We start from the raw sequence: 26,128 nt of genomic DNA on the forward strand, positions 1-26,128 counted from the left end.
GAGGTAGCGATGAAATTGAATCTGGTAGTGCTGGCCGCCATGAGCGCCGCCGGCCTGGTTGCCTGCGGCGGCGATAGCGCCACGCCTGCGGCGCCTGTTGTCCCTCCCGTCACCACGCCGGCGATCCCGGAAGGCACGACCGTCACGCTGGCCCTCATGGAGACCACCGACATCCATGCCAACGTGATGAGCTACAACTATTACTCGCTGGCCGAGGACACCAGCCTGGGCCTGGAGCGCACCTCGACCCTGGTCGCGGCGGCGCGCGCGGAAAACCCGAACAACCTGCTGCTCGACGACGGCGACGTCATCCAGGGCACCCTGCTGGGCGACTTGCAGGCGGTAACCAAGCCGATCGCCTGCAGCGACACGCTGGCCGTGCACAAGGCCATGAACGCCATGAAGTACGACGGCGGCGGCTTCGGCAACCACGAATTCAACTACGGCCTGCCCTACCTGAGCCAGATCACCAATACCGACTTCGGCATTCCGGGCGTGACCAAGCCGACCGGCAGCTGCGGATCGCCATCGTTCCCGCTGGTGCTGACCAACGTCACCGGCGTCAGCAGCGGCAAGCCCATCGTGCAGCCGTATTCGCTGCTGGCGCGCACCTTCTCGGCGACCAAGCCGGACGGCACCAAGCTGGACGTCAAGATGAACATCGGCATCATGAGCTTCGTGCCGCCGCAGATCCTCGAGTGGGACCAGAAGAACCTGGCCGGCAAGGTCGCCGTCACCGGCGTGCAGGAAGCGGCCAAGCAGTACGTGCCGGAAATGCGCACCAAGGGCGCCGACCTGGTCGTGGCCCTGTCGCACGGCGGCCTGGACACCAGCGCCTACAGCCCGAAGATGGAAAACGGCAGCTACCACCTGACCACCACCGGCATCGACGCGCTGCTGATCGGCCACTCGCACCTGATCTTCCCGAAGGGTAAAGAGACCGGCGCCGCCGCGCTCGACCCATCGTTCACGGCCTTCCCCGCCAGCGCCAATATCGACGCCGTCAACGGCTTCGTCAACAATGTGCCGACCGTGATGGCGCAGAGCTGGGGCCGCCGCCTCGGCATCATCAAGATGACGCTGGCCTACACCGGCGGCAAGTGGGTGGTGCAACCGGCCAAGACCACGGTGGAATCGCGCGGCTTCAAGTACACCGACGGCACCACCAACGTCAAAGCCGATCCGGCCATCGCGCCGCTGATCGCCACCGAGCACGCCGCCACCATCGCCTTCGCCAAGCAGCCGCTGGGCGTGACGACGGACTTTGAAATGTCGGCCTACTTCGCGCTGGCCGGCGACGTCAGCGCGATCCAGCTGGTCAACCAGGCGCAGCTGGACTACGTGAAGAAATTCATCGCCGGCAGCACCGATGCGACCCTGGCCAGCTACAAGAACATTCCGGTGATCTCGTGCAGCGCGCCGTTCAAGGCGGGCCGCAACGGTCCTTCGGACTTCACCGACGTCGCGCCGGGCGCCAGCGCCGCCGCGCCGGTCGGCCTGCAGGTGCGCAATCCGGGCGACCTCTATCTGTACAGCAACAACAACCTGCAAGCGGTGAAGATCAAGGGATCCGACCTGAAGGCCTGGCTGGAAACGGCGGCCAAGCAGTTCGGCCAGATCGACCCGGCCAAGACCGCCGAGCAGGACCTGGTGCCGAGCTACGGCACGATCTACAACTACGACGTGTTCTACGCCGAGAACAACGCGCTGACCTACCAGATCGACGTCACCAAGCCGGCCGGCAGCCGCATCGTCAACCTGACCTACCTGGGCAAGGCGGTGGCGGATACGGACGACTTCATCGTCGCCACCAACGACTACCGCGCGGGCGGCGGCGGCGCGGTGCCCGGCATCGACGGCAGCAAGACCATCATCAAGTCGCCGGACGCCAACCAGACCGTGGTCAGCAACTACCTGACGGCGCAGGGCGCGGCCACCGGCAAGGTCACGCTGGCCGGCAACGGCAGCGCGCGCAGCTGGAGCTTCGTCAAGGTGGCGACGGCCGGTCCGGTGATCCTGCGCTCGGCGCCGGGCCACCTGGCGCTGGCCAAGGGCAGCGGCATCACCGCCGTCACGGCCGAAGGCGCGCTGGACGCCAGCGGCTTCGCCAAGTACACCGTGGACTTGAGCAAATGATGCGCGTCCAGCACTATCCCGGCGCGCTGCTGGTGACGGTGCTGGCGTCGGTGTTCCTGTTCGGATGCCAGATCCAGCAGGAAAAGCCGACCTCGGCGCAGATTGAAACCATCGGCATGAAAGCCATGCAGGAGGCGGACGCCAGCGCCGAGCGCAAACTGATGTCCTGGTCCAAGCAGAACATGCCGGTGGCGCAGCGCGAGCTGGGGCTGCTGTACCAGCGCCGCCCCGACCAGCGCGCCGACGCGCTGCGCCTGTTCGAGCAGGCCGCGCGGGCCGGCGATACGGAAGCGTCGTTCCAGCTGGGCGAGATGCTGCGCGTCGGCGTGATCGGCGTGGCGCCACGGCCGGCCGCGGCGGCGCCGTGGTATCGCATCGCCGCCGGGCACAAGCACGCCAGGGCGGCGCTGGCGCTGGGCCTGCTCTACAAGAACGGCGACGGCGTGGCGCGCGACGACGCGCAAGCGGCGCGCTGGCTGGAGGCCGCCAGCGAGGGCGGCAATCCGCACGCGATGTTCCTGCTGTCCTATATTTACCGCGAAGGCCGCGGCGTCGAGCCGGACGGCGCCAAGGCCCGCCACCTGCTGGAAGAAGCCGCCGAGCACGAATACCCGCCGGCGATCCAGGAACTGGCGATGACGGTCCAGCTGGGCGACCGCCTCAGCCCCAAAGACGAGCTGCGCGCCAGCCACCTGCTGAAGGAAGCCAACGAACACCGCCGCAACAACTGGAATCGCTTCTAGCAGCGTTGAGCAACGCACAGACCGCAGGCTCCCGCGCACCTAGACTGGCTTGGCAGTGCCCGCCAATTCATTCGCCACGCAAGGAGCCGATATGAGAACCACTTCCCACAGCCAGGGCAAGCTTCCCAAGCCTATTCCAACTGAAACCGACCCGCAGGACGCGATCACGCTGCTGACCGAGGACCATGAACACGTCAAGTCGCTGTTCGAGCAGTACGACGAGCTGGGCGAGCGCGCCCATATCACCAAGCAGAAACTGGCGTTGCAGATCTGCACGGAACTGACCAAGCACGCCACGGCCGAGGAAGAAATTTTCTACACCGCCGTGCGCGCCGCCACCAAGGACGATGACATGCTGGACGAGGCGCTGGTCGAACACGCCTCGGCCAAGGACCTGATCGCCCAGATCATCGCGATGGAGCCGACCGACGACCTGTACGACGCCAAGGTCAAGGTGCTGGGCGAGCTGATCGACCATCACGTCAAGGAAGAGGAAGGCGAGATGTTCCCGAAAGCCCGCAAGGCCAAGCTGGACCTGATGGCGCTGGGCGAAGCCATCGCCGCCCGCAAGGAGGAAATCGAACTGCCGCCGCACTAAGAGCTATTTCGCGCCCAGGAACTCCATCTCGCGCTGCATATTGTCGATGGCGCGCTCGTTGTACTGGTCGGCGAAATAGGCGTTGCAGTACAACTGGCCCGCTTCCGCCTTGCGGCACAGATGGGCCAGCGCCCCGCCGCGCTGCTCGCGGTACTTCACGTCCGGCAGGTGGATGTACTCCTGCCGGATCGCCCGCGCGTAATTCTGATAGACCTCGTCGTCCTGCCCCAGGATCGCCAGGTCCACGCACAACATGATGTCCTTCAGCCGGTGCGTGACCGCGCCTTCCTGGAAGTGATCGGTGGCGCGTATCAGCTCCGCCGCATCGCCCATCTCCTGCGCCAGGTGACTGCCCAGCCACAGCTGCACGCTGGCTTCCTCGTTGGTCAGCGCGCCCTGCACGCCGCCATGGCCGTACTCGGCGTCATGGAACCAGAACGCCTGCTTGACGATGTCGACGTCCACCGGATCGGGCCGCGTGTTGGCCGCCCACACGCGGATCTCGCACAGGCCGTGCACCAGGTGATCGAGGTTGTGATAGTACCGCGCCGGTCCGCCGTAAGCGGTGGCGCCGGTCAGCTGGACGAACCATTCGTCGGCATGGGCGATGGCGGTGGCATCGAGGTGCGCGTAATCCCACAGCGTCTCCCACTCCTTGCGCAGCCAGCTCAGCACCCAGGCGTGATAGGCCGGACCGGGCACGAATTTCTTCATGATCCAGTTCCAGCCGATCGGCCCCTCCAGCGCCTTGACGAAGCTGGAACTCACCGAGCCCAGGTCGCGCGGCGGCATGACGAAGATGGTCTTGGCGCCCTGCAGCACGTCGACGTTGGTTTGCTGGATCAGATTCTCGTAATCGAAGTCGGCGGTGGTGCGGATACCGCGTATCAGGCACTCGACGCCATGCTTCTTGGCCGCGCGCGCCGTGTAGTCGCCCTTGACGATGACCACCTGCACATTGTCCCAGCCCTGCTCGTCGCAGCTGAGCGCGATGATGCTTTTGCGCTCCTCGGCCGAGAATTTGGGCTTTTTCGCCGAATTTTCAGACAGGAACACCACCACCTCGTCCGCGATGGAACGGGCTTCGTTGATCACCCACATATGTCCGTTGGTGATCGGGTCCAGGGTTCCCGAAAATCCGATTTTTTTCATGCGCCACTCCAACAACAATGCCAAAGTGGCATTTTAGACTGGAGTGGCCCTTGCAGTCTCAGGAAAATCGACTTTGACCTTCAGCCCGCCCAGACGCTCGGACTGGTCCAGGGTCAGCACGGCGCCGTGGCGCTCGGCGATCGATTGCACGATCGCCATGCCCAAACCGCTGCCGCCCGCAGGGCTGCCGGGCACGCGGTAGAAGCGGCTGAACACCCGTTCGCGCTCTTCCGGCGGGATGCCGGGGCCGGAATCCTCGACGCTGAGCATGATGCGCCCCGCCGCCGCCTTTGTGGCGCCGGCGCTACGGCGCAGGTCGATATCGACGGTGCCGCCGGCCGGCGTGTACTTGATGGCGTTGTCGATCAGGTTGCGCAGCAGAATGATCAGCGCGTCCGGCTGGCCGGCCACCGTGGCCTCGTCGGCGTGATGCAGGCCGAGGTCGATCTGGCGCGCCTGCGCCAGCCCGGCCATGTCGCCCAGCGTGCGCTTGGCCAGGTCGCTCAGGCTGACCGGCTCCAGCTTGACGTCGTCGACCGAGCCTTCCTGGCGCGCCAGCACCAGCAACTGCTCGACCAGCCGCGTGGCGCGCTCGATGCCGCCGGTCACGCGCGCGATGGCGACGCTGCGCGACGCATCGTCCTGCGCGCGCTCCAGGCTCAGCACCTGCAGTTTCAGCGCGGCCAGCGGCGTGCGCAGCTCGTGCGCGGCGTCGGCCACGAAATGCTGCTGGGCCTGGAACGCGGTGCGCACCCGGCCGAACAGCAGGTTCAACTCGTGCACCAGCGGCAGCACCTCGTCCGGCAAATCGTTTTCCGACACCGGCGACAGATCGTCCGCCTGGCGCGCCGCCACCTGCCGCTTGACCCGCGACACCGGCGCCAGCGAGCCGCTGACCACCCACCACACCACCAGCATCAGCACCGGCGCCATGACGGCGATCGGGCCGACCGTGCGCAGCGCCAGCGTGCCCGCCATGCGCTGGCGCACCGCCATGTCCTGCGCCACCTGCACCGTCTGGTTGCTGGTCTGCACCGAGAAAATCCGGTAAGTCGTGTTGTTGGCCTTGACGTTGGAGAAGCCCAGCACGGCACGCTGCGGCAGCGCCGCGCGCGACAGCGAACGGAACACCTGCGCCCCGTCCGGCGTCCAGACCTGGACCACCAGGTCGTCGTTCTCGGGATCGGCCGCCGTGTCGGCGGCCTTGTTGGTCAGCGTGGCGCTGGAGCGCAGCGACATCGCCATCTGCTGCATGTGGTAGTCGAAGATCTGGTCGGCGTCGCTCAGCGCGCTGCGGTAGGCGATCATCGCCTGCGCGATGGCGGCCATGGTGATCGCGGCCAGCAGGAACCACAGCAGGCGTCCCCGCAGCGAGTGCGTCACCACGGGCACCCGTGGCAGCGACGGCATCTTCACCTTCATAGTTTAGGAACCATGTAGCCCAGACCGCGCACGTTTTGGATCAATTCCGCGCCGAGCTTCTTGCGCAGGCCATGGATGTAGACTTCGACCGCGTTGCTGTTGACTTCATCCTTCCAGCTGTACAGCTTCTCTTCCAGCTGGTGCCGCGACAGCACGATGCCCGGCCGCGCGATCAGCGCTTCCAGCACCGCCCATTCGCGCGCCGACAGGCTGACCGGCTTGCCGTCGGCGATCACTTCGCGGGTTTGCGGATTGACCGTCACGCCGCCGTGCTCGAACACCGGTTCGGCGCGGCCGGCCGAGCGGCGCAGCAAGGCGCGGATGCGCGCCAGCAGTTCGTCGAGGTCGTAGGGCTTGAGCACGTAATCGTCGGCGCCGGCGTCGAGGCCGGCGACGCGCTGTTCCTTGGCGTCGCGCGCGGTGGCGATCAGCACCGGGGTCAGCTCCTTGCGCAGGCGCATCGAGCGCAGCACTTCCAGGCCGTCCTTGCGCGGCAGCCCCAGGTCCAGCAGCACCAGGTCGTAGGTCTGGGTCTGCAGGGCCGTATCGGCCATGTCGCCATCCTTGACCCAGTCGACGGCGTAGTGCTCAGCCCTCAGCAGGTCGAGCACTACTTCGCCGATCATCGTATCGTCTTCCACCAGCAGAAGTCGCATATTATTTCCTTTCTGTTTTTGTCTCGCGTTCTGCCGGTCCGACGTTACCCAAGTCGCACCGGTATGAAGATTTTATCGTCGCCGCGCTGGACCAGCAAGGCCACCGACTTGCCGGCCTTGCCCACCACCTCGCGCACCTGGTCGATGGTGTTGACCGCGCGGCCATTCACCGACAATAGCACGTCGCCCGGCATCACCCCCGCATTGGCGGCGGCGCCGCCGGCGTCTTCGATCAGCAGGCCGTTGGGCAGGCCGGACTGGCGCTTCTCCAGCGAGTCCAGCGGCCGCAGCGACAAGCCCAGGCGCAGCTTGGCGCTGGCCTGGTCGGCGCGGTCGGTTTCGGCGGCGGCCACCTTGTCGTTGGCGTTGCCCAGCACCGCGCCCAGCTGCACGCTCTTGCCCTGGCGCCAGACTTCGATGTTGACCTTGTCGCCCGGCGTCGCCAGGCTGACCATGGCCGGCAAATCGCCCGAGCTGACGATCTTCTGGCCGTTGAGGGCGCGGATCACGTCGCCCGCCTTCAGGCCGGCCTTGTCGCCGGGGCCGCCGCGCTCGACGTTCGACACCAGCGCGCCTTCCGGCGTGGCCAGGTTGAAGGAATCGGCGAAGCCCTGGTTGATTTCCTGCACCGTCACGCCCAGCTTGGCGTGCACCACCTTGCCGGTGGCGACGATCTGGGTCTTGATCTTGTTGGCGACATCGATCGGAATCGCGAACGACAAGCCCTGGTAGCCGCCGGTCTGGCTGTAGATCTGCGAGTTGATGCCGACCACCTCGCCGCGCGTGTTGAACAGCGGCCCGCCCGAGTTGCCCGGATTGACGGCGACGTCGGTCTGGATGAACGGCACATTACCGTCCGGCAGCGAGCGGCCCTTGGCGCTGACCACGCCGGCCGTCACGGTGTTGTCGAGGCCGTACGGCGAGCCGATCGCCAGCACCCATTCACCGACTTTCAGGTCGTTGCCCTTGGCCAGCGGCACCACCGGCAGGTTCTTGGCGTCGATCTTCAGCACCGCGACGTCGCTCTTCGGATCCGAGCCCAGCACCTTGGCGCGGAATTCGCGGCGGTCGGTCAGCTTGACCACCACTTCGCTGGCATCGCGCACCACGTGGGCGTTGGTCAGGATCACGCCGTCGGCGCTGATGATGAAGCCCGAGCCCAGTCCATGGGTCGGCACCGCGCGCTGGCCGCCGCGCTGCTGCGGGCCCTGGAAGCGGCGGAAGAACTCATAGAAGGGATCGTCGGCGAACGGATCGCTGCCGCGCGCCTGCGCATCGGCGCCGTCGTAGGCGGTCTTGGTGCTGCCGGTGACGCTGATGTTGACCACGGCCGGGCCGTTGTGGGCGACGATGACGCTGAAGTCAGGCAGCGAGATCGTCGGCGCAGGCACGGCGACCGGCGCGGCCGGCGCGGCGACAGTGGCCGGCGCGGCGGCTGCGGCGGCCGTGGCACTGTTTTGCTGCACGACGACTGCTCCGCCCGCGCCAACCACGCCCAGTACGGCGACTGCCACGGCGGCGCGTTTGAGAGTAGATTTGGACATTTGGGCACTCCTGAATTGAATAAGGTTTGTAGATGTATTCAATATGAGGCTAAAAACTTAGACACCGCTTAATAAAACATGCGAAAACATCTGCTTACAACGTACAACTGGCCGGATAAACCGGCCAGTGGATCATACTAAACTACGCGGGAATCAAGCGGCTTGGCGCTGCTCCAGTGCGGTGACATTCTGGCCGCCGTCGATCACGATTTTACGTGGTTTCAGGGCTTCCGGCACTTCGCGCACCAGTTCGATGCTGAGCATGCCGTTGTCGAAGCTGGCGCCGGTCACCTTGACGTGGTTGGCCAGCTGGAAGCGCTGCTCGAAATCGCGGGCGGCGATGCCGCGGTGCAGGAAGGTGCGCTCGGTGGCGTCCTTCTGCTTGCGGCCGACGACGTGCAGCGAATCGCGTTCGAAGGTGATGTCGATCTCGGAACGGTCGAAGCCCGCCAGCGCCATCACGATGCGGTAGTTGTCTTCGGAGACCAGCTCGATGTTGTAGGGAGGGTAGCTCGGGGTGGAGTCGCCGCGCTGGGCGTCGTTCAGCAGTTGTGCCAGACGATCAAAGCCGATGGCGGAACGATACAGTGGGGTCAGGTCGAAAGTACGCATGGTGGATATCCTTTTCAAATTAAGCGATATGGGCGGGGAAGATTCCCCTCGGTGGTCCCCATCTGGGCAACCACTGAGTCCGATATAGGTCGGTTTTTCGGGCTTTCAAGGCCTTGAAAAACGGCCGCGACATCCCCAGACGGCCGAATTATTTCAACATATTTTCGCTGCGGTGCGTCATCTGTTTGCCAGATTTGCAAGTTGCCCGCGTGCTACACTCGCCCGCTTGTCCATCCTGTTATCGTTGAATCATGACCATTACCCGTGTCGCTCTCGCCGCCCTGCTGGCCACCGCCTTCAGCGCCCAGGCGGAATCCATCTCCGCGCAGCCCTACCCGGGCACCATCGTACTGAAAGTGGACGCCACCAACACCGCGCAGCAAATCTTCCGCGTGCGCGAAAGCATACCGGCCAGGCCCGGCAAGCTGACCCTGCTGTATCCGCAATGGATCCCGGGCAACCACGGCCCGAGCGGCGCCCTGAACCAGTTCGCCGGCCTCAAAGTCAGCGCCAACGGCAAGCCGCTGGAATGGAAGCGCGACACCGTCAACGTCTACGCCTTCCACATCGACGTGCCCAAGGGCGCGGCCGGCGTCGACGTCGAGTTCCAGTACCTGTCGCCGGTCGAGCCCAACCAGGGCCGCACCACGATGACCAACGACATCCTCGGCGTGCAATGGCAGTCGGTGACGATGTACCCGGCCGGCTACGACAGCCGCCGCATCACCGTGCAGCCCAACCTGACCGTGCCGGCCGGCTGGCAGTACGGCAGCGCGCTGGAGCAGGACGCGCGTAACGGCGACGAGGTCGCCTTCAAGCCGATCGACCTGGAAGCGCTGATCGACTCGCCGCTGTTCGCCGGCCGCTACTTCCGCCGCATCGACCTCGATCCGGGCGCGAAGATTCCGGTGCACCTGAACGTGGTGGCCGATTCCGCCGACCAGCTGGAAGCGACGCCGGAACAGATCGCGCCGCACCGCGCGATGGTGCAGCAAGCGTACAAGCTGTTTAACTCGCAGCACTACAAGCACTACGATTTCCTGTTCGCCATCAGCGACGAATTCGGCGGCATCGGCCGCGAGCACCACCAGTCGAGCGAGAACGGCGTCAAGCTGGGCTACTTCGCCGAATGGAACAAGTACGAGGCGCGCCGCGAACTGCTGTCGCACGAATTCACGCACTCGTGGAACGGCAAGTTCCGCCGTCCCGCCGACCAGAACGTCCCCAACTTCAACACACCGCTGCAGAACTCGCTGTTGTGGGTGTACGAGGGCCAGACCCAGTACTGGGGCGCCGTGCTGGCGGCCCGTTCCGGCCTGATCAAGCCGGAAAACACGCGCGACCTGATCGCCGCCACCGCCGCCCGCTACGACAACGTCAAGGGCCGCGACTGGCGCGCGGTGCAGGACACCACCAACGATCCCATCGTCAACGCCCGCCGTCCGCAGGGCTGGAACAACTGGCAGCGCGCCGAGGACTACTACTCGGAAGGCGAGTTGATCTGGCTGGACGCCGACACCAGGATCCGCGAGCTGTCCGGCGAGCAGCGCTCGCTGAACGATTTCGCGCGCAGCTTCTTCGGCGTGGACGACGGCGTCAATGTCGCCAGGCACTACACGTTTGAAGACGTGGTCAAGGCGCTGAACGCGGTCCAGCCTTACGACTGGGCCGGCTTCCTGCGCACCCGCCTGGACGGCCACGGCCCGGGCGCGCCGCTGGACGGCCTGGCGCGCGCCGGCTGGAAACTGGTCTACACCGAAAAGCAGACCGACTTCCTCAAGGCCCAGGAAGACCTGAGCAAGTCGGCCAACTTCCAGTACTCGCTGGGCTTCTCGGTCGGCCCCGAAGGCAAGCTGGAAGCCTTCCAGTGGGACGGCGTCGGCTTCAAGGCCGGCCTGTCGGGCGGCAACACGCTGCTGGCCGTCAACGGCCGCGCCTACAAGCCGGAAGTGCTGCGCGCCGCCGTCACGGCGGCCAAGACCGGCAAGGAGCCGATCAACCTGCTGGTCAAGAAGGGCAATCTGTACCAGACCTACGCGCTGGACTACCACGGCGGCCTGAAGTACCCGCGCCTGGAGCGCATCGCCGGCACGCCGGATCGCCTTGAGGCAATTCTGCAACCGCTGAAGTAATTATCAGGCAATACGGGGCCGGTTTATCGCACCGGCCCCGCTCCGGGTCTATACTGGCTTCATGCCAGACCGGAACGACGACTCCCGCCCCACCCCGCGCAGCGAGCTAGACGAACTGCGCGAGTCCGACCGCATCTTCCGCGCCCTGCTGGACCACGCCCCGGTGCTGATCTCGACGAAGGATCTGCAAGGCACGGTGACGATGGCCAACCGCCACTTCGAGATCCTGGACGGCTTTGATCCGGCCAGCTTCGTCGGCTCCAACGTGTTCGACCTGTTTCCGCGCGAGATCGCGGAGCAGCTGTGGCACAACGACCGCAGGGCGGCGCTGGAACAGCGCGCCATCCGGGAAGAGGAATCGGTCTACCACCGCGACAAGACGCTGCACACCTATGCCACGGTGAAGTTCCCGCTGTTCGACGCCCGCGGCGAGGTCTACGCCACCTGCGCCGTCTCGACCGACATCACCGAGGCCAAGGTCGCCCACAACGACAGCGTCACCGACGAGCTGACCGGCCTGAAGAACCGGCGCTACTTCAACATCCGTTTCACCGAAGAACAGAAGCGCGCGCACCGCGACCAGCGCGTGCTGACCCTGCTGCTGGCCGACGTCGACCGCTTCAAGGAATACAACGACACCTACGGCCACCCGCAGGGCGACGACGTGCTCAAGGCGGTGGCCGACTGCATGCGCGGCGCGCTGCACCGGCCGGGCGACCTGAGCTTCCGCATCGGCGGCGACGAGTTCGCCTGCCTGTTCGCCAGCAGCGGCCCCGACGAAAGCATGGCGCTGGCCGAGCAAATCCGCGCCGACATGGCGTCGCGGCTGATCCCGCATCAATGCAACCCGCCGGGCGGTCACGTAAGCTTGTCGCTGGGACTGGCGTTCATCGCGCCCGACTCCGAGCTGGGCCAGTGCGAGATTTACGAGCAGGCCGATCAGGCGCTGTACCGCGCAAAACGTAGCGGGCGCAACACTGTGTCCAGATAGATTATCGTACGGGTACCTGATCTGGAGGACCGCCATGCTGACGCTGCACACCTGGACCACGCCGAACGGCCGCAAGATTCCCATCATGCTGGAAGAACTGGGCATGCCGTACATCATCAAGACCGTCAACCTCGGCGAAGGCGAGCAATTCAAGCCGGAGTTCCTGGCCATCTCGCCGAACAACAAGATCCCGGCCATCGTCGACACTGACGCCGGCGGCAAGACCGTCAGCGTGTTCGAGAGCGGCGCCATCCTGACCTACCTGGCCGAGAAAACCGGCAAGCTGCTGCCCGCTTCCGGTGCCGAACGGTACAAGGTGCTGGAATGGCTGCACTGGCAAATCGGCGGCCTCGGGCCGATGTTGGGCCAGGTCGGCTTCTTCGAGCTGCGCGCCAAGGAAAAATCCGCGTTGGCCAGCCAGCACTTCCTGGACGAAGCCGAACGCCTGCTGGGCGTGCTGGACCGGCAACTGGCGCGCCACACCTATGTGGCCGGCGAGGAATACAGCATTGCCGACATCGCCACCTATCCGTGGGTGGCCGCCGCCGCCGACAAGATGAAGTCGGCGCTGGGCGCGCAACTGGCGGCCAAGCACCATGTGCAGCGCTGGATGGCGATGATGGCGGCCCGTCCGGCGGTGCAGCGCGGCATGGCCTTGCCCAAGGTGAACTGACGGGTGTATGCTGAGCACATGAACAAAGACACCGACATCCAACTCAGCGGCCCTTTCAAGGCCTCCGACGGCTCCGGCCGGGCCCACGACGCCAAGGCGATCCGTATCTTCGACGAAGGTTACGGCGCGATTGACGTGTATGTGGATTTCTCCAGCTCGATCACCGGCCTGCACAAGGACAGATCGCTGATCGACGCCGTGGTCGCGCAACTGCGCACCGTCGGCTACAAGGGCCCGGCGCTGACGGCCGGCGATTCCGTGCTGCAGGAAAGCAAGCTACTGGTGCTGGAAGCACCGGACGAATTCAACACCTTCGCCGCCGGCAAGGGCTGGAAAGACCTGGCCGAAGAATTCGACGACGAGTAAAACGTCAAGCAATATAGCGGTCGCTCCAGGCCGCGATCAGGCCGGCCACATAGACCGCGTCCGCGCGGTCGGTCAGCAGGTGGTCCGCGCTGTCCAGCGAGACAAAGCTCTTCGGATGCTTGGCCGCCGTAAAAATCTCCATCGCATTGCTGATGGGTACCGTGTCATCGCCCGGCGCATGCATCACCAGCAAAGCCCGCTTCAGGGCCGCGATCTTCACCTTCAAATTATGCCCGCCCGCATCATCGACGAACTGTTGCTTGATGCGGAAAGGCCTGCCCGCCAGCTGCACATGGGCCTCGCCGGCGCTCGCGATCTGGTCCAGGTGCTCGCTGAACATGTCGGTGACATTGGCCGGATGGCTGGGCGCGGCCAAGGTCACCACCGCCTTCACTTCCGGCATCTCCGAGGCCGCCGCCAGCACCGCCGCGCCACCCAGGCTGTGGCCGATCAGCAAACGCGGCGCCTGCCAGGTGGCGCGCATGAAATCGGCGGCCGCCACCAGGTCCTCCAGGTTGGACGAGAAATTGGTGTTGGCGAATTCGCCCTCGCTCGCCCCCAGGCCGGTGAAGTCGAAGCGCAGCACGGCGATGCCATGCTCGGTCAGCGCCTGGGCGATGCGGCTGGCGGCAAACACGTCCTTGCCGCACGTGAAGCAATGGGCAAACAAGGCATACGCCTTGACGTCGCCGTCCGGCGCATCGAGCCGCGCGGCCAGCTTGTGCCCGTCGGCGCCCATGAATTCCTGTCGTTGTGATCGCATCGCATGTCCCGATTAAAAGCGCAGATGCTATTTTAAACGCGGATCGTAGATGAATTGCCGAACAACTTGTGCGGTAATTGCTGCCGCCGCAGCATGCGCGGGATTGATCAGGACGTTATACTCTTCAGGCACGATGACTGATGGCACCAACAACAACGGTGCGGCCCTCTTCGCCAACCAGGCATCGCCGATCTCAATGGATGCTTTTCCGGGGGGCTCCGTCACCCAAGTGACAGGAAGCGAGTCGGCATGGCGCATGTCGCGCAATGCCCCGCCCCAGTCTGATCAAGGTCTCCAATGTTGACAGCACGATCAAATCTGATGATCAGCGCTGTATTTGTCCGTGTCCTTGGCAATGCGCCATAAGAACTTGTCTGGGGGCGGCACCTATGAAATCACTCCGTACTCGATCTGCGCCAAGATGTTGAGTACAACTTCATACCCAGCATCTGTATCTAGCAATGCGAGAGGAGCGACACCACCCAGTGCACGATTTTCAGTGGAGAGCCGGGAGTTTCGACCAGCTTTGTTGCAATACGTTTAGTCATGACATCACTCCCAAGTGGTGGAGAGTTCATTATAGGCCGATCTTTTTAGCCAAAAAATCCATGCAGATACCAGCGCGGCGACAATTCGCCGTCGTTGGCGTTGCGTTCGCGGTAGAGCCAGTAGTGGGCCCGGTCCTCGCCTTCCGCCATGAAATAGTCGCGCGTTTGCATCTGGCCCCACCAGCCGGCTTCGATGCGCTCGCCGGTGGACATGATGCGCAAGGGCGAGCCGTAGTACGGGCGATGGTCGCGCATCAGCAAGGCGATCGGCTTGGCCAGCAGCCATGCCGGACGCGGCAGGCTGGGCATGTCCGGCGGCAGCTGCGAACGGGCGTCGGCCGGGCGGATTTTTTCCTGCACGCTGACCCAGGCATTGGCCTGCTCGGGACGATAGTCGGCGCGCGGCGCGGCCTGCAGCACATTCTCCGGCCCCAGCCGCGCCGTCAACAGCTCCAGCAGCCGCTGCCAATCCTCCTTGCTGCCGCCCGGCTCGGGAAACAGCGAGTCGCTCGGCGGCGCCATCGGCTGCACTTGCGGCGCTTCCAGGCACAGGCCGATCACCGGCGCGTCCAGCACCTGCTTGGCAAGCCGTTCCTTCAACAGGCGCACCAGATGCGCGTCGCGCCAGGTCGGCTCGGCCAGCACGATGTCGATCACGGTGGGTGGCCGCGCGACCTTGCCGCGCTCGTGCTCCATCAGCAGCTGGATGCGCTCGACCGCGAGCTGGCGCGCGCTCAGCCATCCCGTCAGTTGCAGCAGCAGCCGGTGCGCGCCGAACAGCAGCGCCTCCGCGTTTTCCACGCGGTCGAACAGTTCCAGCTTGGCGCGGAAGCTGGCCGGCGCCTCCAGCCATTCGTGCAGCTCCGGACGTTCGCCATGCGCGTCGTCCAGCATGTCCAGCAAGTCCCGGCCGCAGCGCCGCTGCAGGCCTGGACGCGGCAGGCGGCGCATCTCGCCCAGCGTCATGCACCCTATGCCCTCGAACCAGCTCAGGTAGGGCCGAGCCGGGGGCAGCAGGCTGCCGGGCAAGCGGTCCATGCGCCGCGCTAACGCCTCCATCGTCAAGGCCCGCCCCGCGTTGCTGCGGGCCAGCAGCCAGGCGCCGCGCGCGGTCGGCGCGCAACTGAGCACGGCTGTAAATCCCAGCGCGCGCATGCTGGCCGCCACCAGCCGGCACAGCGCGCGGATACCGCCAAACAGACGCAGGCTGCCGCCCACGTCGAGCAGCAGCGTGGCCTCTTCGGCCTGCGCCAGCTGCGGCGTAAATTGCAGCAGCGCCATCGCCACCGCGTGCAACGCTTCCGCTTCCAGCTGCGGCGCGCGCTGCTGGAACTGCGATTGCGGCGCCAGCATCAGCGCGCCGCCGCGCCGCATGCCCAGCTGGACCCCGGCGCCCGCCGCCAGGTCCGACATGGCCGCCACCCGCTCCTGCTCCAGCACCACCGTGCAGTTGTCATCCGACCAGCGCGGGCAAAATACTTCGAGCGGAAGCCGCGGCAGGTGTATCGCTATCCAGAGGCGCATGACGTTGTAGCAGAGAAGGCGTTAAGGGTAAGAACAAGGGCGTATCGCGCTGCGGTCCTCGTCGCTTGACGAAGCCGATGTCGATGCCGCCCGCCGCCGGTTTCAGCGACAGCCGCAACGGCGCCGGCGAGGCGTCCTGCGCCGCAGCCAGTGGCCGCAGCATGCAGAACAGCGTGTCTCCGCTTTGCGCCGCCAGGTGCAAGCGGCGCAGCGTTTCGCCGCGCGCTTGGCTTTGCCACAGCAGCAGCGCGCCGCAGCAGCCGCTGCGCAGCACCTGCTCCGCCGCCCACAGGGCATCGCCGCTCCTGGCGCCGCTGCGTATCCAGATCAGCTGCGATGGCTCCAGCCCCAAGGCCGCCAGCGCCAGCGCCTGCGGCGCATGCGGCGGCTGCAGCAGCACGATGGGACGCTTGCCCAGCCCGGTCAGCGCCGGCCGCAGCAGGCGCAGTTCGCCGATGCCGTGCTGCTGCACCAGCAGGTCGATCAGGGTGCCCAGCGGCCAGCCGCCGCCCGGCAGCTGCGCCGACAAGGCGGCAAAGCCGGTGTCGATGCAGCGGGTCGCGCTGTGCGCCAGCTGCGATGCCCGCCACAGGGACGGATGCACGGCTTCGGGCGCGGCTAGGGCAGCTGAAAGTGTCATGGAATTTTACCGCATATACTGTATAAATACACAGTACTATTTGCATCGGGTTTTGGCAAGGCCTATCTGATTCGTGCGCGCCTTGCTGTACCATGTGGCTTAGGAAATTAATAAAAGGACATACTTTGCAAACGATACAGCTGGTGGGCGCGGTCCTGTTCGGACTAGCGCTGCTGCACACTTTTGCGGCCAAATCCTTCGAGGTGCTGTCGCATCGCCATCCCCGGCACGCCGGCCTGTTCCACCTGCTGGGCGAGGTCGAGGTGGTGTTCGGCTTCTGGGCCTTCATCCTGATTATCGCGATGGCCTTCCTGGGTGGCGGCGCCGCCGCCATCGACTATGCCGAATCGCGCCAGTACACGGAGCCGCTGTTCGTCTTCACCGTGATGGTGGTGGCGGCCTCGCGCCCGGTGCTGGACATCGTGCAGCGCGTGCTGATGGTGCTGGCCAAGGCCATGCCGGTGCGGACCGAACTGGCGCTGGCCTGGTTCGGCCTGGCGCTGGTGCCGCTGGCCGGTTCGCTGATCACGGAGCCGGCCGCGATGACGCTGGCCGCGCTGATGCTGGCGCCGCTGATCTTCCGCGACGGCATGCCGGAGTGGCTGAAGTATGGCGCCCTGGGCGTACTGTTTGTGAACGTCTCGATCGGCGGCACGCTGACCGCCTACGCCGCGCCGCCGGTGCTGATGGTGGCGACCACCTGGCAGTGGGACAGCGCCTTCATGGCGTCGCACTTCGGCTGGAAGGCGACGATCGCCGTCATCATCAACGCCACCGCGGTCAGCTTCGTGCTGCGCAAGCATTTGCGCGCGCCGGCCGCGGCGGCGGCGTCGGACCAGCAGCCGGCGCCGGTTCCCCTGGCGGTGACCGCCATCCACCTGGCCTTCCTGGCGGCGGTGGTGGTACTGGGCCATCATCCGGTCCTGTTCCTCGGCATCTTCATGCTGTTCCTCGGTTTTACGCAGGCTTACCAGCGCTACCAGAATCCGCTGATCATCAAGGAAGGCCTGCTGGTCGGCTTCTTCCTGGCCGGGCTGGTGGTGTTGGGCGGCATGCAGCAATGGTGGCTGCAGCCCATCGTCGAGAGCCTGCCGCCGGTGGCGCTGTTCTTCGGCGCGCTGGGCCTGACCGCGATCACCGACAACGCCGCCCTCACCTATCTCGGCTCGCTGATCCAGGGGATCTCGGCGCAGTCGCAGTACATGCTGGTGGCCGGCGCGGTGGCCGGCGGCGGCCTGACGGTGATCGCCAATGCGCCCAATCCGGCCGGCGTCTCGCTGCTGCGGCGCGGCTTCCAGGATGAATCGATCGGCGCCATCGGCCTGCTGGTTGGCGCACTGGCGCCGACGGCGGTGGCGGCGGCCGCCTTCCTGCTGTTCTGATCATGGCCCAGGCGTTTAGATAGTTCTTGCACCTTTTTTCTGCGCCAGGTCCTGCGTACGATGAGTTGATATTGAATTCATCAAAGGCAAATCATGAAATGGAGTGCACTGTTTTTTGCGCTGTGCGGGCTGCTGCATTACGGGACAGCGGTCGCGGCGGCCAATGACGATGGCGGCGACGGCAAGCAGCGCGCCCAGCGCGTCGGCCAGAAGCTGGTCGGCCAGCCCGGCCCTTCGGCCACGCTGACCACGCTCGACGGCCAGCGCATCGACCTGGCTTCGCTGTACGGCAAGCAGCCGGTGTATCTGAAGTTCTGGGCCACATGGTGCAAGCCTTGCCGCGAACAGTCGCCGGGCTTCGAGCGGCTCTATCAGCAATACGGCAAGCGCATCGCAGTGGTGGCGGTCAACACCGGCTATAGCGAGACCGAGGCCGACGTGCGCGCCTTCCGCACCCAATATGGATTGCACATGCCGGTCGTCATTGACGACGGCAGCCTGGGAGGCCAGCTCAATCTGCGCGTCACGCCGCAGCACGTCGTCATCGACGCCAATGGCCGCATCGTCCATGTCGGCCATCTGGACGACCAGGCACTGCATGATGCGCTGGAGCGCGTCGCCACCACGCCGGCATCGGCCGGCGGGATTCCGCTGGCGCCGCAAAACGCCGCGCCGGCGGCCTTCAAGGTCGGCGACCAGGTGAGCGGCATCAGCGTCACCACCATGGCCGGCAAGACCATCGCCATCGGCGCCGGCAAGCCGCGCGCGCTGGTGTTCTTCTCGCCGTGGTGCGAATCCTACCTGCGCGACACCAGGCCGGCCACCGCCGGCGCCTGCGAGCGCGTGCGGCGCGAGACCGAGCGGCTGGCCAAGGACCGCAGCGTCGAATGGGTAGGCATCTCCTCGCCGCTGTGGACCTCGCGCGCCGAGCTGGCCGACTATGCGAAACAGAAGCGCACCACGATCCCGCTGGCGCTGGACCAGAACGGCGACATCTTCCGCGCCTTCGGCGTGCGGCAGATCCCAACCGTCGTGATGCTCGACGCCCAGGGCCGCATCACCAAGGTGGCGGCGCAATAAGCAGGACCAGCGATATCTGTCGCATCAAGTGCGCTGATGGCGGGAGAAGAAGTCCAGCATCATCTTGCTGGCGTTGGGACCGGCTTTGGCGTTGTAGGCCAGGGCGGGATCGCCGCCGCTCCAGGCGTGCTCCAGCTGTTCGATCTGGGCGACGCGCACCAGCAGCTTGCGGCCGACGTAGAAGTCGTGCAGGCGATGGGCGTTGCGGCTGCCGCCGCGCCCCTGCGGCTTGTGCGTGATCTTCGGCGCGGCGGACAGGCCGTTCAGCAGCAGGCTTTGCCGCGCGAGCTGGGTCTGGTTGATGGGACGGACCACGCTGTCGCCCTCCCCCTGGATCAGGATCGCCGGCATGCCGGGAAATTGCGGCTGGCGCATCAGCACTTCGCGCGCGGCCACGTCGGCGCGCATGCCGGCGCCGTGCTGCATCACGCCCAGCGCGCCGATGGTGTTGTGGCCGGCGCCGAACACAGGACCGGAGTGCATGCCCACCGCGGCAAACAACCGTGGATGGTTCAGCGCGACGATGTTGGCCATGCCGGCGCCGGCGGAGATGCCGGCGATGTAGATGCGCGAGCGGTCGATGGGATATTCGGCCATGACCTTGTTGACGATGCCGACGATCATCGGCACATCGCCGCCGCCCTCCTGCGTCGCCCGGTCGTACCATTTCCAGCAGCGGTGGGCGTGCGTACTGACCAGCTGTTGCGGGTAAAGGACGGCGTAACCCATCTGCTCGGCCCAGTGGTTCATGCGCGTGCCTTGCGCGAACTGGGTGGCGGTCTGGTTACAGCCATGCAGCATGACCAGCAACGGCCTGCCCTTGCGGGCGGCTGGTTCGGGAATATTATTGGGAAGGTAGAGCCAGTAGCTCATGCGGTGCCCGTAGGCGGTGAGGTGGGATGCCAGCCACTTGCCGGGCGACGGCGGAATGTGGGCGACCGCCGCCGGCTTCGCTCGCCGCGCGGCTGGACGCGGCAAGGCCGTGGCGTTCGCCACCTTTCGCTTGCGTTTGGTTTTCGGCTTGGGCGCAGCCGTGGCGGCGACGAACAGCTTCGTCATCCGCGTGCCCGAGCGAACCAGGCTGCGCAACAAACCAGCGGTCTTGACCTTCATCGCAACACCTCCTGTTGAGATAAAGTCTACCCCGAAACCGCCTTCGGCCTGCGTTCGCCAGCGCGCTTAGCGCTGCATCGACTCCCATACTTTCTGCAGACGCTTGACCGAGACCGGCATCGGCGTGCGCAGCTCCTGCGCAAACAGCGATACGCGCAATTCTTCCAGCATCCAGCGGAACTCGACCATCTTCGGATCGGTATTTTTCCCCGCCGATTTGTCCTTGTTGACGCGCTGGTACAACAGGGCGGCCTGCTGCCACTCGGCCAGCAATTTCGCATCGCGGGACGGATCGCCGCGCAGCTTCTCGATCCGCACATTCATCGCCTTCAAATAGCGCGGGAAGTGCGACAGCTGGCTGTACTCGTTCTCCGACAGGAAACGCTTGTTGACCAATCCTTGCAACTGCGACTGCATGTCGGCCGCCGCCTGCGCCGGCAAGCCTTGCAGACGCTTGGGCAGGCCGTGGAACTCGGTCAGCACCTGCGACAGCAAACGCGCGATCTCGTTCACCAGCAGCACCAACCGCGACTTGCCTTCGTCCTTGCGCTTGGCGAAGCTGACCGCATCCACCGGCAGCGGATCCTGCAGGCAGGCGATGTCCAGCGCCTTGTTGATGATCTGGTCGCGCAGCTCCTCCTGCGTGCCCATGCTCATGAACTGCATGCCCATTTGCTGCAGGCCGGGGATGCCCTTTTCGATGAACTTGATCTGGTCCTTCATCTGCAGCGCGAACAGGCGGCGCAGGCCGGCGTGGTGCGTGCGCGCGGCGACCGTCGGATCGTCGAAAACTTCCAGGTCGCAGTGCGTGCCTTTGTCGACCAAGGCCGGGAAGCCGATCAGCGTCAGCTTGCCCTGGGCGATTTCCAGCAGCTCCGGCAGTTCGCCGAAGGTCCACGAGGTCAGGCCGGTCAGCGTGATGCCGCTGGTGGCGGTCGCCGCCGCTGCGGGTGCGCCCTTGCCCTGTTGCGGGGCGGGCGCTCCGGCTTTCGCCGACGACGATGCCGCCGCAGGCGCCGCACCGCCGGTGCCCAGCGCGCGCAGGCTGACGCCCTGCCCGCCGGACGACTCGGCCATCTTCTGGAAGCTCTCGCGCGCCTGGCTGCCGAATTCCGCCTGCAGCGTGGCCAGGTTGCGGCCCATCTCCAGCTGGCGTCCGTGCTCGTCGATCACCTTGAAGTTCATGAAGTGGTGCGCGGGCAGCGTCTCCGGCTTGAAGTCGGAGGTCAACACCGAGATCGTGATCTCCTTCCGGATATCGGCGATGATCGCGTCGATCAAGTCGCCGCGCCCGAAGACGCCGGCTTCGTTCACGCGCTCGCAGAACCTGGCCGCGTAGTCCGGCAGCGGCACGCAATGGCGGCGCAGCTTCTGCGGCAGGGACTTCAGCAGCAGATGCACCTTCTCCTTCAGCATGCCCGGCACCAGCCATTCGACGCGCTCGCGCGGCAGCTGGTTCAGCGCATACAGCGGCACCGCCATCGTCACGCCGTCGCGCACGCTGCCCGGCTCGAAGTGATAGGTCAGCGCCAGCTCGAGCCCGGTCACCGTCATCATTTTCGGGAACAGATCGGTGGTCACGCCGGCCGCCTCGTGGCGCATCAGCTCATCGCGGTTCAGGTACAGCAGCTTCGGTTCCTGGGCCGTTGCATCCTTGTGCCACTTCTCGAAGCCGGCGCCGTTGACCACGTCGGCCGGCAGCAGCTTGTCGTAGAAGGCGGCGATCAGTTCATCGTCCACCAGCACGTCCAGGCGGCGCGACTTGTGCTCAAGGTTCTCGATTTCCTTGATCAGCTTATGATTGTGCGCGAAGAACGGCGCGCGCGTCTCGTAGTCGCCGCCGACCAGCGCATCGCGAATAAAGATCTCGCGCGCCTCGACCGGATTGAACAAACCATAGTTGATGCGGCGCTGGCTGTACACCACCAGGCCGTACAAGGTCGCGCGCTCGGACGCTGTGACCTGTGCCGATTTTTTCTCCCAGCGCGGTTCGCCCCACGATTTCTTCAGCAGGTGGCCGCCGACCTTCTCCAGCCATTCAGGCTGGATCTGCGCCACGCAACGCGCGTACAGGCGCGTGGTGTCGACCAGTTCCGCCGCCATGATCCACTTGCCCGGTTTCTTCAGCAGCGAGGAGCCGGGCCAGATGTTGAACTTGATGCCGCGCGCGCCCAGGTAGCCGGCGCCCGGTTCATCCTCGCTCTTGAAGCCGATGTTACCCAGCAGGCCGGTGAGCAGCGCCAGGTGCAGGTTCTCGTAGGTGGCCGGGGCTTCGTTGATGCGCCAGCCCTGCTCTTTCACGATCGTCAGCAGTTGCGAGTGGACGTCGCGCCACTCGCGCAGCCGCAGTTGCGACAGGAAGTTGGTGCGGCAGTTGTCCATCAACTGGCGGTTGGTTTTCTTGTGCTCGATGGCGTTTTCGAACCACTTCCAGATCTTGATGTAGCTGAGGAACTCCGACTTCTCGTCGGCGAACTTCTTGTGCGCTTCATCGGCTGCCTGTTGATGCTCCATCGGACGGTCGCGCGGGTCCTGCACCGACAGCGCGGAGGCGATGATCAGCACTTCGTTCAGGCTGGCGTTGTCCAGCGCGGCCAGGATCATGCGGCCCACGCGCGGATCCAGCGGCAGCTTGGACAGCTTGTTGCCCAGTGGCGTGAGCTGGTTGTATTCGTCGACCGCGCCCAGTTCCTGCAACAGCTGGTAGCCGTCGGCGATGGCGCGCGCCAGCGGCGGTTCGATGAACGGGAAGGTCTCCACGTCCGTCAGGTGCAGGGACTTCATGCGCAGGATGACGGAGGCCAGCGACGAGCGCAGGATTTCCGGTTCCGTGAATTTCGGCCGCTGCAGGTAGTCCTGCTCTTCGTACAGGCGGATGCAGACGCCGTCGGCCACGCGGCCGCAGCGGCCGGCGCGCTGGTTGGCGGCCGATTGCGCGATCGGTTCGATCTGCAGCTGTTCGACCTTGTTGCGGTAGCTGTAGCGCTTCACGCGCGCCAGGCCGGCATCGACCACGTAGCGGATGCCGGGCACGGTCAGCGAGGTTTCCGCCACGTTGGTGGCCAGGACGATGCGGCGCGCGTTGGTCAGCTTGAACACGCGCTCCTGCTCCTCGGCCGACAGGCGGGCGAACAACGGCAGGATCTCGACGTGCGGCGGGTGGTGCTTGCGCAGCGCTTCGGCGACGTCGCGGATTTCGCGTTCGCCGGGCAGGAACACCAGCACGTCGCCGGAGCCGATGCGGCACAGTTCATCGACGCCGTCGACCACGGCGTCCATCAGGTCGCGCTTTTCGCGGGCGGCGGCGGTGCGGGCGCCCTTGCCTTCGGCGTTGGCGACGGCGGGATTGACGACATCGCTTTCGATCGGGCGGTAGCGCACTTCGACCTTGTACAGGCGGCCCGAGACTTCGATCACCGGCGCCGGCTTCTCCGGCGTGCCGAAGTGGCGCGAGAAGCGGTCGGCGTCGATGGTCGCCGAGGTGATGATGATCTTCAGGTCAGGACGGCGCGGCAGCAGCTGTTTCAGGTAGCCGAGCAGGAAGTCGATGTTCAGGCTGCGTTCGTGGGCTTCATCGATGATGATGGTGTCGTAGCCCTTGAGCAGCGGGTCGGTCTGGGTTTCGGCCAGCAGGATACCGTCGGTCATCAGCTTGACCGAGGCGCCCTTCATCAGCGTGTCGGCGAAGCGGACCTTGAAGCCCACGTGTTCGCCCAGCGGCGAGCCCAGTTCCTGCGCGATGCGCTTGGCGGTCGACGAGGCGGCGATACGGCGCGGCTGCGTGTGGCCGATCATGCCTTTTTGGCCGCGCCCCAGCTCCAGGCAGATCTTCGGCAACTGCGTGGTCTTGCCGGAACCGGTTTCACCGGAGACGATGATGACCTGGTTGTTCATCAGGGCTTCGGCGATTTCCTGGCGGCGGCCGGAGACCGGCAGGTCTTCCGGGTAGGTAATCGGCGGCAGCGGGTTGCGGAAGTTGCGCTCGGCCTCGCGGGCGGCCTGCTCCTCGGGCGTCAGGCGTGGCCGTGGCTCACGCCGTGGAGGCTGGGCCAGCGAACCGCCTTCGCCGTCAGGGCGCGGCGCGCGCGCCTGCTGCGGAGGCCGACCCGGGCCTTCCGCGCGCGGCGGGCGGCCGTCCGGGCGCGACGCGCGCTGCGGCTGGCTGGCGCCTTCGGCGCGGGGCGCGCGCTGCGGCTGGCCGGCGCCTTCGGCGCGCGGCGGGCGCTGGCCTGGCTGGCCGCCCTGGCGCGGCTCTCCCTGAGGGCGTGGCTGGCCCTGCGGCCGGGCGGCTGGCGCTTGCGGAGTGCGGTTTCGAGGGGCTTGCGGGCTTTGCTGCGCGCTTTTCGGCTTGTTGCTGGCTTCTGACATTGTTTTTTACAAAGGTTTTGGCGCGGACGTCGCGCCCCGAATTATAATGCGGCTAATGGAAAACCCTACCCAATTCGTCCAATGGCTGCGCTCGGTCGCGCCCTACATCCACGCCTTCCGCGGCAAGACCTTCGTTGTCGCCTTCCCGGGTGAGCTGGTCAGCGCCGGCGCACTGCAGGTGCTGGCCCATGATTTGTCGCTGCTGCATGCGCTCGACATCAACGTCACCGTGGTCTACGGTTCGCGCCCGCAGGTGGCCGAACAGCTGGCCCTGCGTAACGTCGAAGGCCGCTTCCACAACGGCGTGCGGGTCACCGACCCGGCCGCCATGGAGTGCGCCAAGGAGGCCGCCGGCGAGCTGCGCCTCGATATCGAGGCCGCCTTCAGCCAGGGTTTGCCCAACACGCCGATGTCGCACGCGGCGATCCGTATCATTTCCGGCAACTTCATCACCGCCCGGCCGCTGGGCGTGATCGACGGCGTCGACCTGGAGATGACCGGCGTCACTCGCAAGGTGGACGCCGAGACCATCCACTCCATCCTCGGCTCGGACGGCCTGGTGCTGCTGTCGCCGCTGGGCTTCTCGCCGACCGGCGAGGCGTTCAACCTGACCATGGAGGACGTGGCCTGCAGCACCGCCATCGCCCTGCACGCCGACAAACTGATCTTCATCACCGAAACCCCGATGATGACCGACGCCGGCGGCGCCGAGATCCGCGAACTGTCCTCGCACCAGGCCGAGGCCGTGCTGATGGCCGGCTTCCTGCCGGACGCCACCGCGTTCTACCTGAAGCACTGCGTCAAGGCCTGCGACAACGGCGTCGAACGCTCGCACATCGTGCCGTTCGCGATGGACGGCTCGGCCCTGCTGGAACTGTTCACCCACGACGGCGTCGGCACCATGATCTCGCACGAGAACCTGGAATCGCTGCGCCCGGCCACCATCGAGGACGTCGGCGGCATCATCAAGCTGATCGAGCCGCTGGAGGCCGACGGCACGCTGGTCAAGCGCGGCCGCGAGCTGATCGAGCGCGAAATCGACTACTTCTCGGTCATCGAGCACGATGGCGTGATCTTCGGCTGCGCCGCGCTGTATCCGTTCCCGGAACAGAAAATGGCGGAAATGGCATGCTTGACGGTTAATCCAGAAGTCCAGGCCCAGGGCGACGGCGAGCGCATCCTCAAGCACATGGAGAACCGCGCGCGCGCCATCGGCGTGCAAAAGCTGTTCGTGCTGACCACCCGCACCTCGCACTGGTTCCAGAAGCGCGGCTTCGTGCCGACCACGGTCGACTCCCTGCCGAAGGACCGCCAGCGCATGTATAACTGGCAGCGCAAATCCCAGGTTCTGATTAAGTCTTTATAATCACACTTTTCTATACCGCTTTAGGAGCAAGACAGATGGCCCGCACCGTTCAATGCATTAAACTCAACAAGGAAGCCGAGGGCTTGGACTTCCCACCGTATCCGGGCGAACTGGGTAAGAAGATCTACGAGTCGGTTTCCAAGGAAGCCTGGGCCGCCTGGCTCAAGCACCAGACCATGCTGGTCAACGAAAACCGCCTGAACCTGGCCGATCAGCGCGCCCGCAAATACCTGGCGACGCAGATGGAAAAGCATTTCTTCGGCGATGGCGCCGATGCCGCGATGGGCTACGTGCCGCCGGCCGACTAAGCAAGCGGCAA

At 65.6% G+C, this 26,128-nt stretch carries 22 protein-coding genes and 1 pseudogene; 11 read left to right on the forward strand and 12 right to left on the reverse strand.

Going from position 1 to position 26,128, the window contains the following annotated elements; translation table 11 throughout:
• Nucleotides 1-9 precede the first annotated feature (9 nt).
• From ACEN9F_RS11115 to ACEN9F_RS11125, 3 genes are all read left to right on the forward strand, one after another.
• On the forward strand, nucleotides 10-2,136 hold the full coding sequence (locus ACEN9F_RS11115; RefSeq protein WP_413420081.1) for a bifunctional 2',3'-cyclic-nucleotide 2'-phosphodiesterase/3'-nucleotidase: 2,127 nt from the start codon (nucleotides 10-12) through the stop codon (nucleotides 2,134-2,136).
• Entirely contained in the window at nucleotides 2,133-2,879 is a 747-nt protein-coding gene (locus tag ACEN9F_RS11120) for a tetratricopeptide repeat protein (protein WP_413420082.1), read from the forward strand. The genes ACEN9F_RS11115 and ACEN9F_RS11120 overlap by 4 nt, the downstream gene beginning before the upstream one ends.
• A gap of 91 nt (nucleotides 2,880-2,970) precedes the next feature.
• Entirely contained in the window at nucleotides 2,971-3,477 is a 507-nt protein-coding gene (locus tag ACEN9F_RS11125; protein ID WP_413420083.1) for a hemerythrin domain-containing protein, read from the forward strand.
• A 3-nt stretch (nucleotides 3,478-3,480) separates the two neighbouring features.
• On the opposite strand, the gene coaD is transcribed toward ACEN9F_RS11125, so the two are convergent.
• The 5 genes from coaD to ACEN9F_RS11150 all read right to left on the reverse strand — a co-directional run bounded on the left by coaD (nucleotide 3,481) and on the right by ACEN9F_RS11150 (nucleotide 8,863).
• Nucleotides 3,481-4,629, reverse strand: coding sequence for a pantetheine-phosphate adenylyltransferase (gene coaD, locus ACEN9F_RS11130; RefSeq protein ID WP_413420084.1), 1,149 nt, complete (start codon nucleotides 4,627-4,629; stop codon nucleotides 3,481-3,483).
• A 33-nt stretch (nucleotides 4,630-4,662) separates the two neighbouring features.
• Nucleotides 4,663-6,039 (reverse strand): ATP-binding protein, encoded by a 1,377-nt coding sequence (locus ACEN9F_RS11135; RefSeq protein ID WP_413420085.1) that lies wholly within the window; start codon nucleotides 6,037-6,039, stop codon nucleotides 4,663-4,665.
• Nucleotides 6,040-6,047: 8 nt separating this feature from the next.
• Nucleotides 6,048-6,707, reverse strand: a complete 660-nt coding sequence (locus ACEN9F_RS11140; protein WP_413420086.1) for a response regulator — start codon at nucleotides 6,705-6,707, stop codon at nucleotides 6,048-6,050.
• A 44-nt stretch (nucleotides 6,708-6,751) separates the two neighbouring features.
• Nucleotides 6,752-8,251 (reverse strand): Do family serine endopeptidase, encoded by a 1,500-nt coding sequence (locus ACEN9F_RS11145; RefSeq protein ID WP_413420087.1) that lies wholly within the window; start codon nucleotides 8,249-8,251, stop codon nucleotides 6,752-6,754.
• Between the two features lie 153 nt (nucleotides 8,252-8,404).
• Nucleotides 8,405-8,863, reverse strand: a complete 459-nt coding sequence (locus ACEN9F_RS11150) for an Hsp20 family protein (RefSeq protein WP_413420088.1) — start codon at nucleotides 8,861-8,863, stop codon at nucleotides 8,405-8,407.
• Between the two features lie 251 nt (nucleotides 8,864-9,114).
• Here ACEN9F_RS11150 and ACEN9F_RS11155 point away from each other — a divergent pair, with 251 nt between their 5' ends.
• From ACEN9F_RS11155 to ACEN9F_RS11170, 4 genes are all read left to right on the forward strand, one after another.
• On the forward strand, nucleotides 9,115-10,995 hold the full coding sequence (locus ACEN9F_RS11155; RefSeq protein ID WP_413420089.1) for a M61 family metallopeptidase: 1,881 nt from the start codon (nucleotides 9,115-9,117) through the stop codon (nucleotides 10,993-10,995).
• A 61-nt stretch (nucleotides 10,996-11,056) separates the two neighbouring features.
• A complete protein-coding gene (locus tag ACEN9F_RS11160) occupies nucleotides 11,057-11,986 on the forward strand; it encodes a sensor domain-containing diguanylate cyclase (RefSeq protein WP_413420090.1) in 930 nt (309 codons plus the stop codon).
• 34 nt (nucleotides 11,987-12,020) lie between these two features.
• Complete coding sequence (locus ACEN9F_RS11165; protein ID WP_413420091.1) at nucleotides 12,021-12,659, forward strand: glutathione S-transferase family protein; 639 nt, start codon at nucleotides 12,021-12,023, stop codon at nucleotides 12,657-12,659.
• Nucleotides 12,660-12,677: 18 nt separating this feature from the next.
• Nucleotides 12,678-13,025: a hypothetical protein gene (locus ACEN9F_RS11170; protein WP_413420092.1), complete on the forward strand. Its 348-nt coding sequence runs from the start codon at nucleotides 12,678-12,680 to the stop codon at nucleotides 13,023-13,025.
• A 4-nt stretch (nucleotides 13,026-13,029) separates the two neighbouring features.
• On the opposite strand, the gene ACEN9F_RS11175 is transcribed toward ACEN9F_RS11170, so the two are convergent.
• The 5 genes and pseudogenes from ACEN9F_RS11175 to imuA all read right to left on the reverse strand — a co-directional run bounded on the left by ACEN9F_RS11175 (nucleotide 13,030) and on the right by imuA (nucleotide 16,500).
• Nucleotides 13,030-13,788: an alpha/beta hydrolase family protein gene (locus ACEN9F_RS11175; protein ID WP_413420093.1), complete on the reverse strand. Its 759-nt coding sequence runs from the start codon at nucleotides 13,786-13,788 to the stop codon at nucleotides 13,030-13,032.
• A gap of 27 nt (nucleotides 13,789-13,815) precedes the next feature.
• A complete protein-coding gene (locus ACEN9F_RS11180) occupies nucleotides 13,816-14,046 on the reverse strand; it encodes an RES family NAD+ phosphorylase (RefSeq protein WP_413427031.1) in 231 nt (76 codons plus the stop codon).
• A gap of 129 nt (nucleotides 14,047-14,175) precedes the next feature.
• Nucleotides 14,176-14,283 (reverse strand): annotated as a pseudogene (locus ACEN9F_RS11185) (antitoxin Xre/MbcA/ParS toxin-binding domain-containing protein); the annotation flags it as partial.
• A 98-nt stretch (nucleotides 14,284-14,381) separates the two neighbouring features.
• Entirely contained in the window at nucleotides 14,382-15,860 is a 1,479-nt protein-coding gene (locus tag ACEN9F_RS11190; RefSeq protein WP_413420094.1) for a Y-family DNA polymerase, read from the reverse strand.
• On the reverse strand, nucleotides 15,790-16,500 hold the full coding sequence (gene imuA, locus ACEN9F_RS11195; RefSeq protein WP_413420095.1) for a translesion DNA synthesis-associated protein ImuA: 711 nt from the start codon (nucleotides 16,498-16,500) through the stop codon (nucleotides 15,790-15,792). The genes ACEN9F_RS11190 and imuA overlap by 71 nt, the downstream gene beginning before the upstream one ends.
• Nucleotides 16,501-16,625: 125 nt before the next feature.
• Here imuA and ACEN9F_RS11200 point away from each other — a divergent pair, with 125 nt between their 5' ends.
• Together ACEN9F_RS11200 and ACEN9F_RS11205 are read left to right on the forward strand one after the other, a co-directional pair.
• Entirely contained in the window at nucleotides 16,626-17,882 is a 1,257-nt protein-coding gene (locus ACEN9F_RS11200) for a putative Na+/H+ antiporter (protein ID WP_413420096.1), read from the forward strand.
• A 93-nt stretch (nucleotides 17,883-17,975) separates the two neighbouring features.
• Nucleotides 17,976-18,962 (forward strand): TlpA family protein disulfide reductase, encoded by a 987-nt coding sequence (locus tag ACEN9F_RS11205; protein WP_413420097.1) that lies wholly within the window; start codon nucleotides 17,976-17,978, stop codon nucleotides 18,960-18,962.
• A 24-nt stretch (nucleotides 18,963-18,986) separates the two neighbouring features.
• On the opposite strand, the gene ACEN9F_RS11210 is transcribed toward ACEN9F_RS11205, so the two are convergent.
• Together ACEN9F_RS11210 and hrpA are read right to left on the reverse strand one after the other, a co-directional pair.
• On the reverse strand, nucleotides 18,987-20,075 hold the full coding sequence (locus ACEN9F_RS11210; RefSeq protein ID WP_413420098.1) for an alpha/beta hydrolase family esterase: 1,089 nt from the start codon (nucleotides 20,073-20,075) through the stop codon (nucleotides 18,987-18,989).
• Between the two features lie 66 nt (nucleotides 20,076-20,141).
• Entirely contained in the window at nucleotides 20,142-24,443 is a 4,302-nt protein-coding gene (hrpA, locus tag ACEN9F_RS11215) for an ATP-dependent RNA helicase HrpA (RefSeq protein ID WP_413420099.1), read from the reverse strand.
• Nucleotides 24,444-24,498: 55 nt separating this feature from the next.
• Here hrpA and argA point away from each other — a divergent pair, with 55 nt between their 5' ends.
• Together argA and ACEN9F_RS11225 are read left to right on the forward strand one after the other, a co-directional pair.
• Nucleotides 24,499-25,809, forward strand: a complete 1,311-nt coding sequence (gene argA / locus ACEN9F_RS11220; protein WP_413420100.1) for an amino-acid N-acetyltransferase — start codon at nucleotides 24,499-24,501, stop codon at nucleotides 25,807-25,809.
• A gap of 35 nt (nucleotides 25,810-25,844) precedes the next feature.
• Entirely contained in the window at nucleotides 25,845-26,117 is a 273-nt protein-coding gene (locus ACEN9F_RS11225; RefSeq protein ID WP_413420101.1) for an oxidative damage protection protein, read from the forward strand.
• Nucleotides 26,118-26,128: the final 11 nt, after the last annotated feature.

It is taken from the genome of Duganella sp. CT11-25 (assembly GCF_047302815.1).
In the GTDB taxonomy this organism is placed as follows: Bacteria; Pseudomonadota; Gammaproteobacteria; order Burkholderiales; family Burkholderiaceae_D; genus Rugamonas.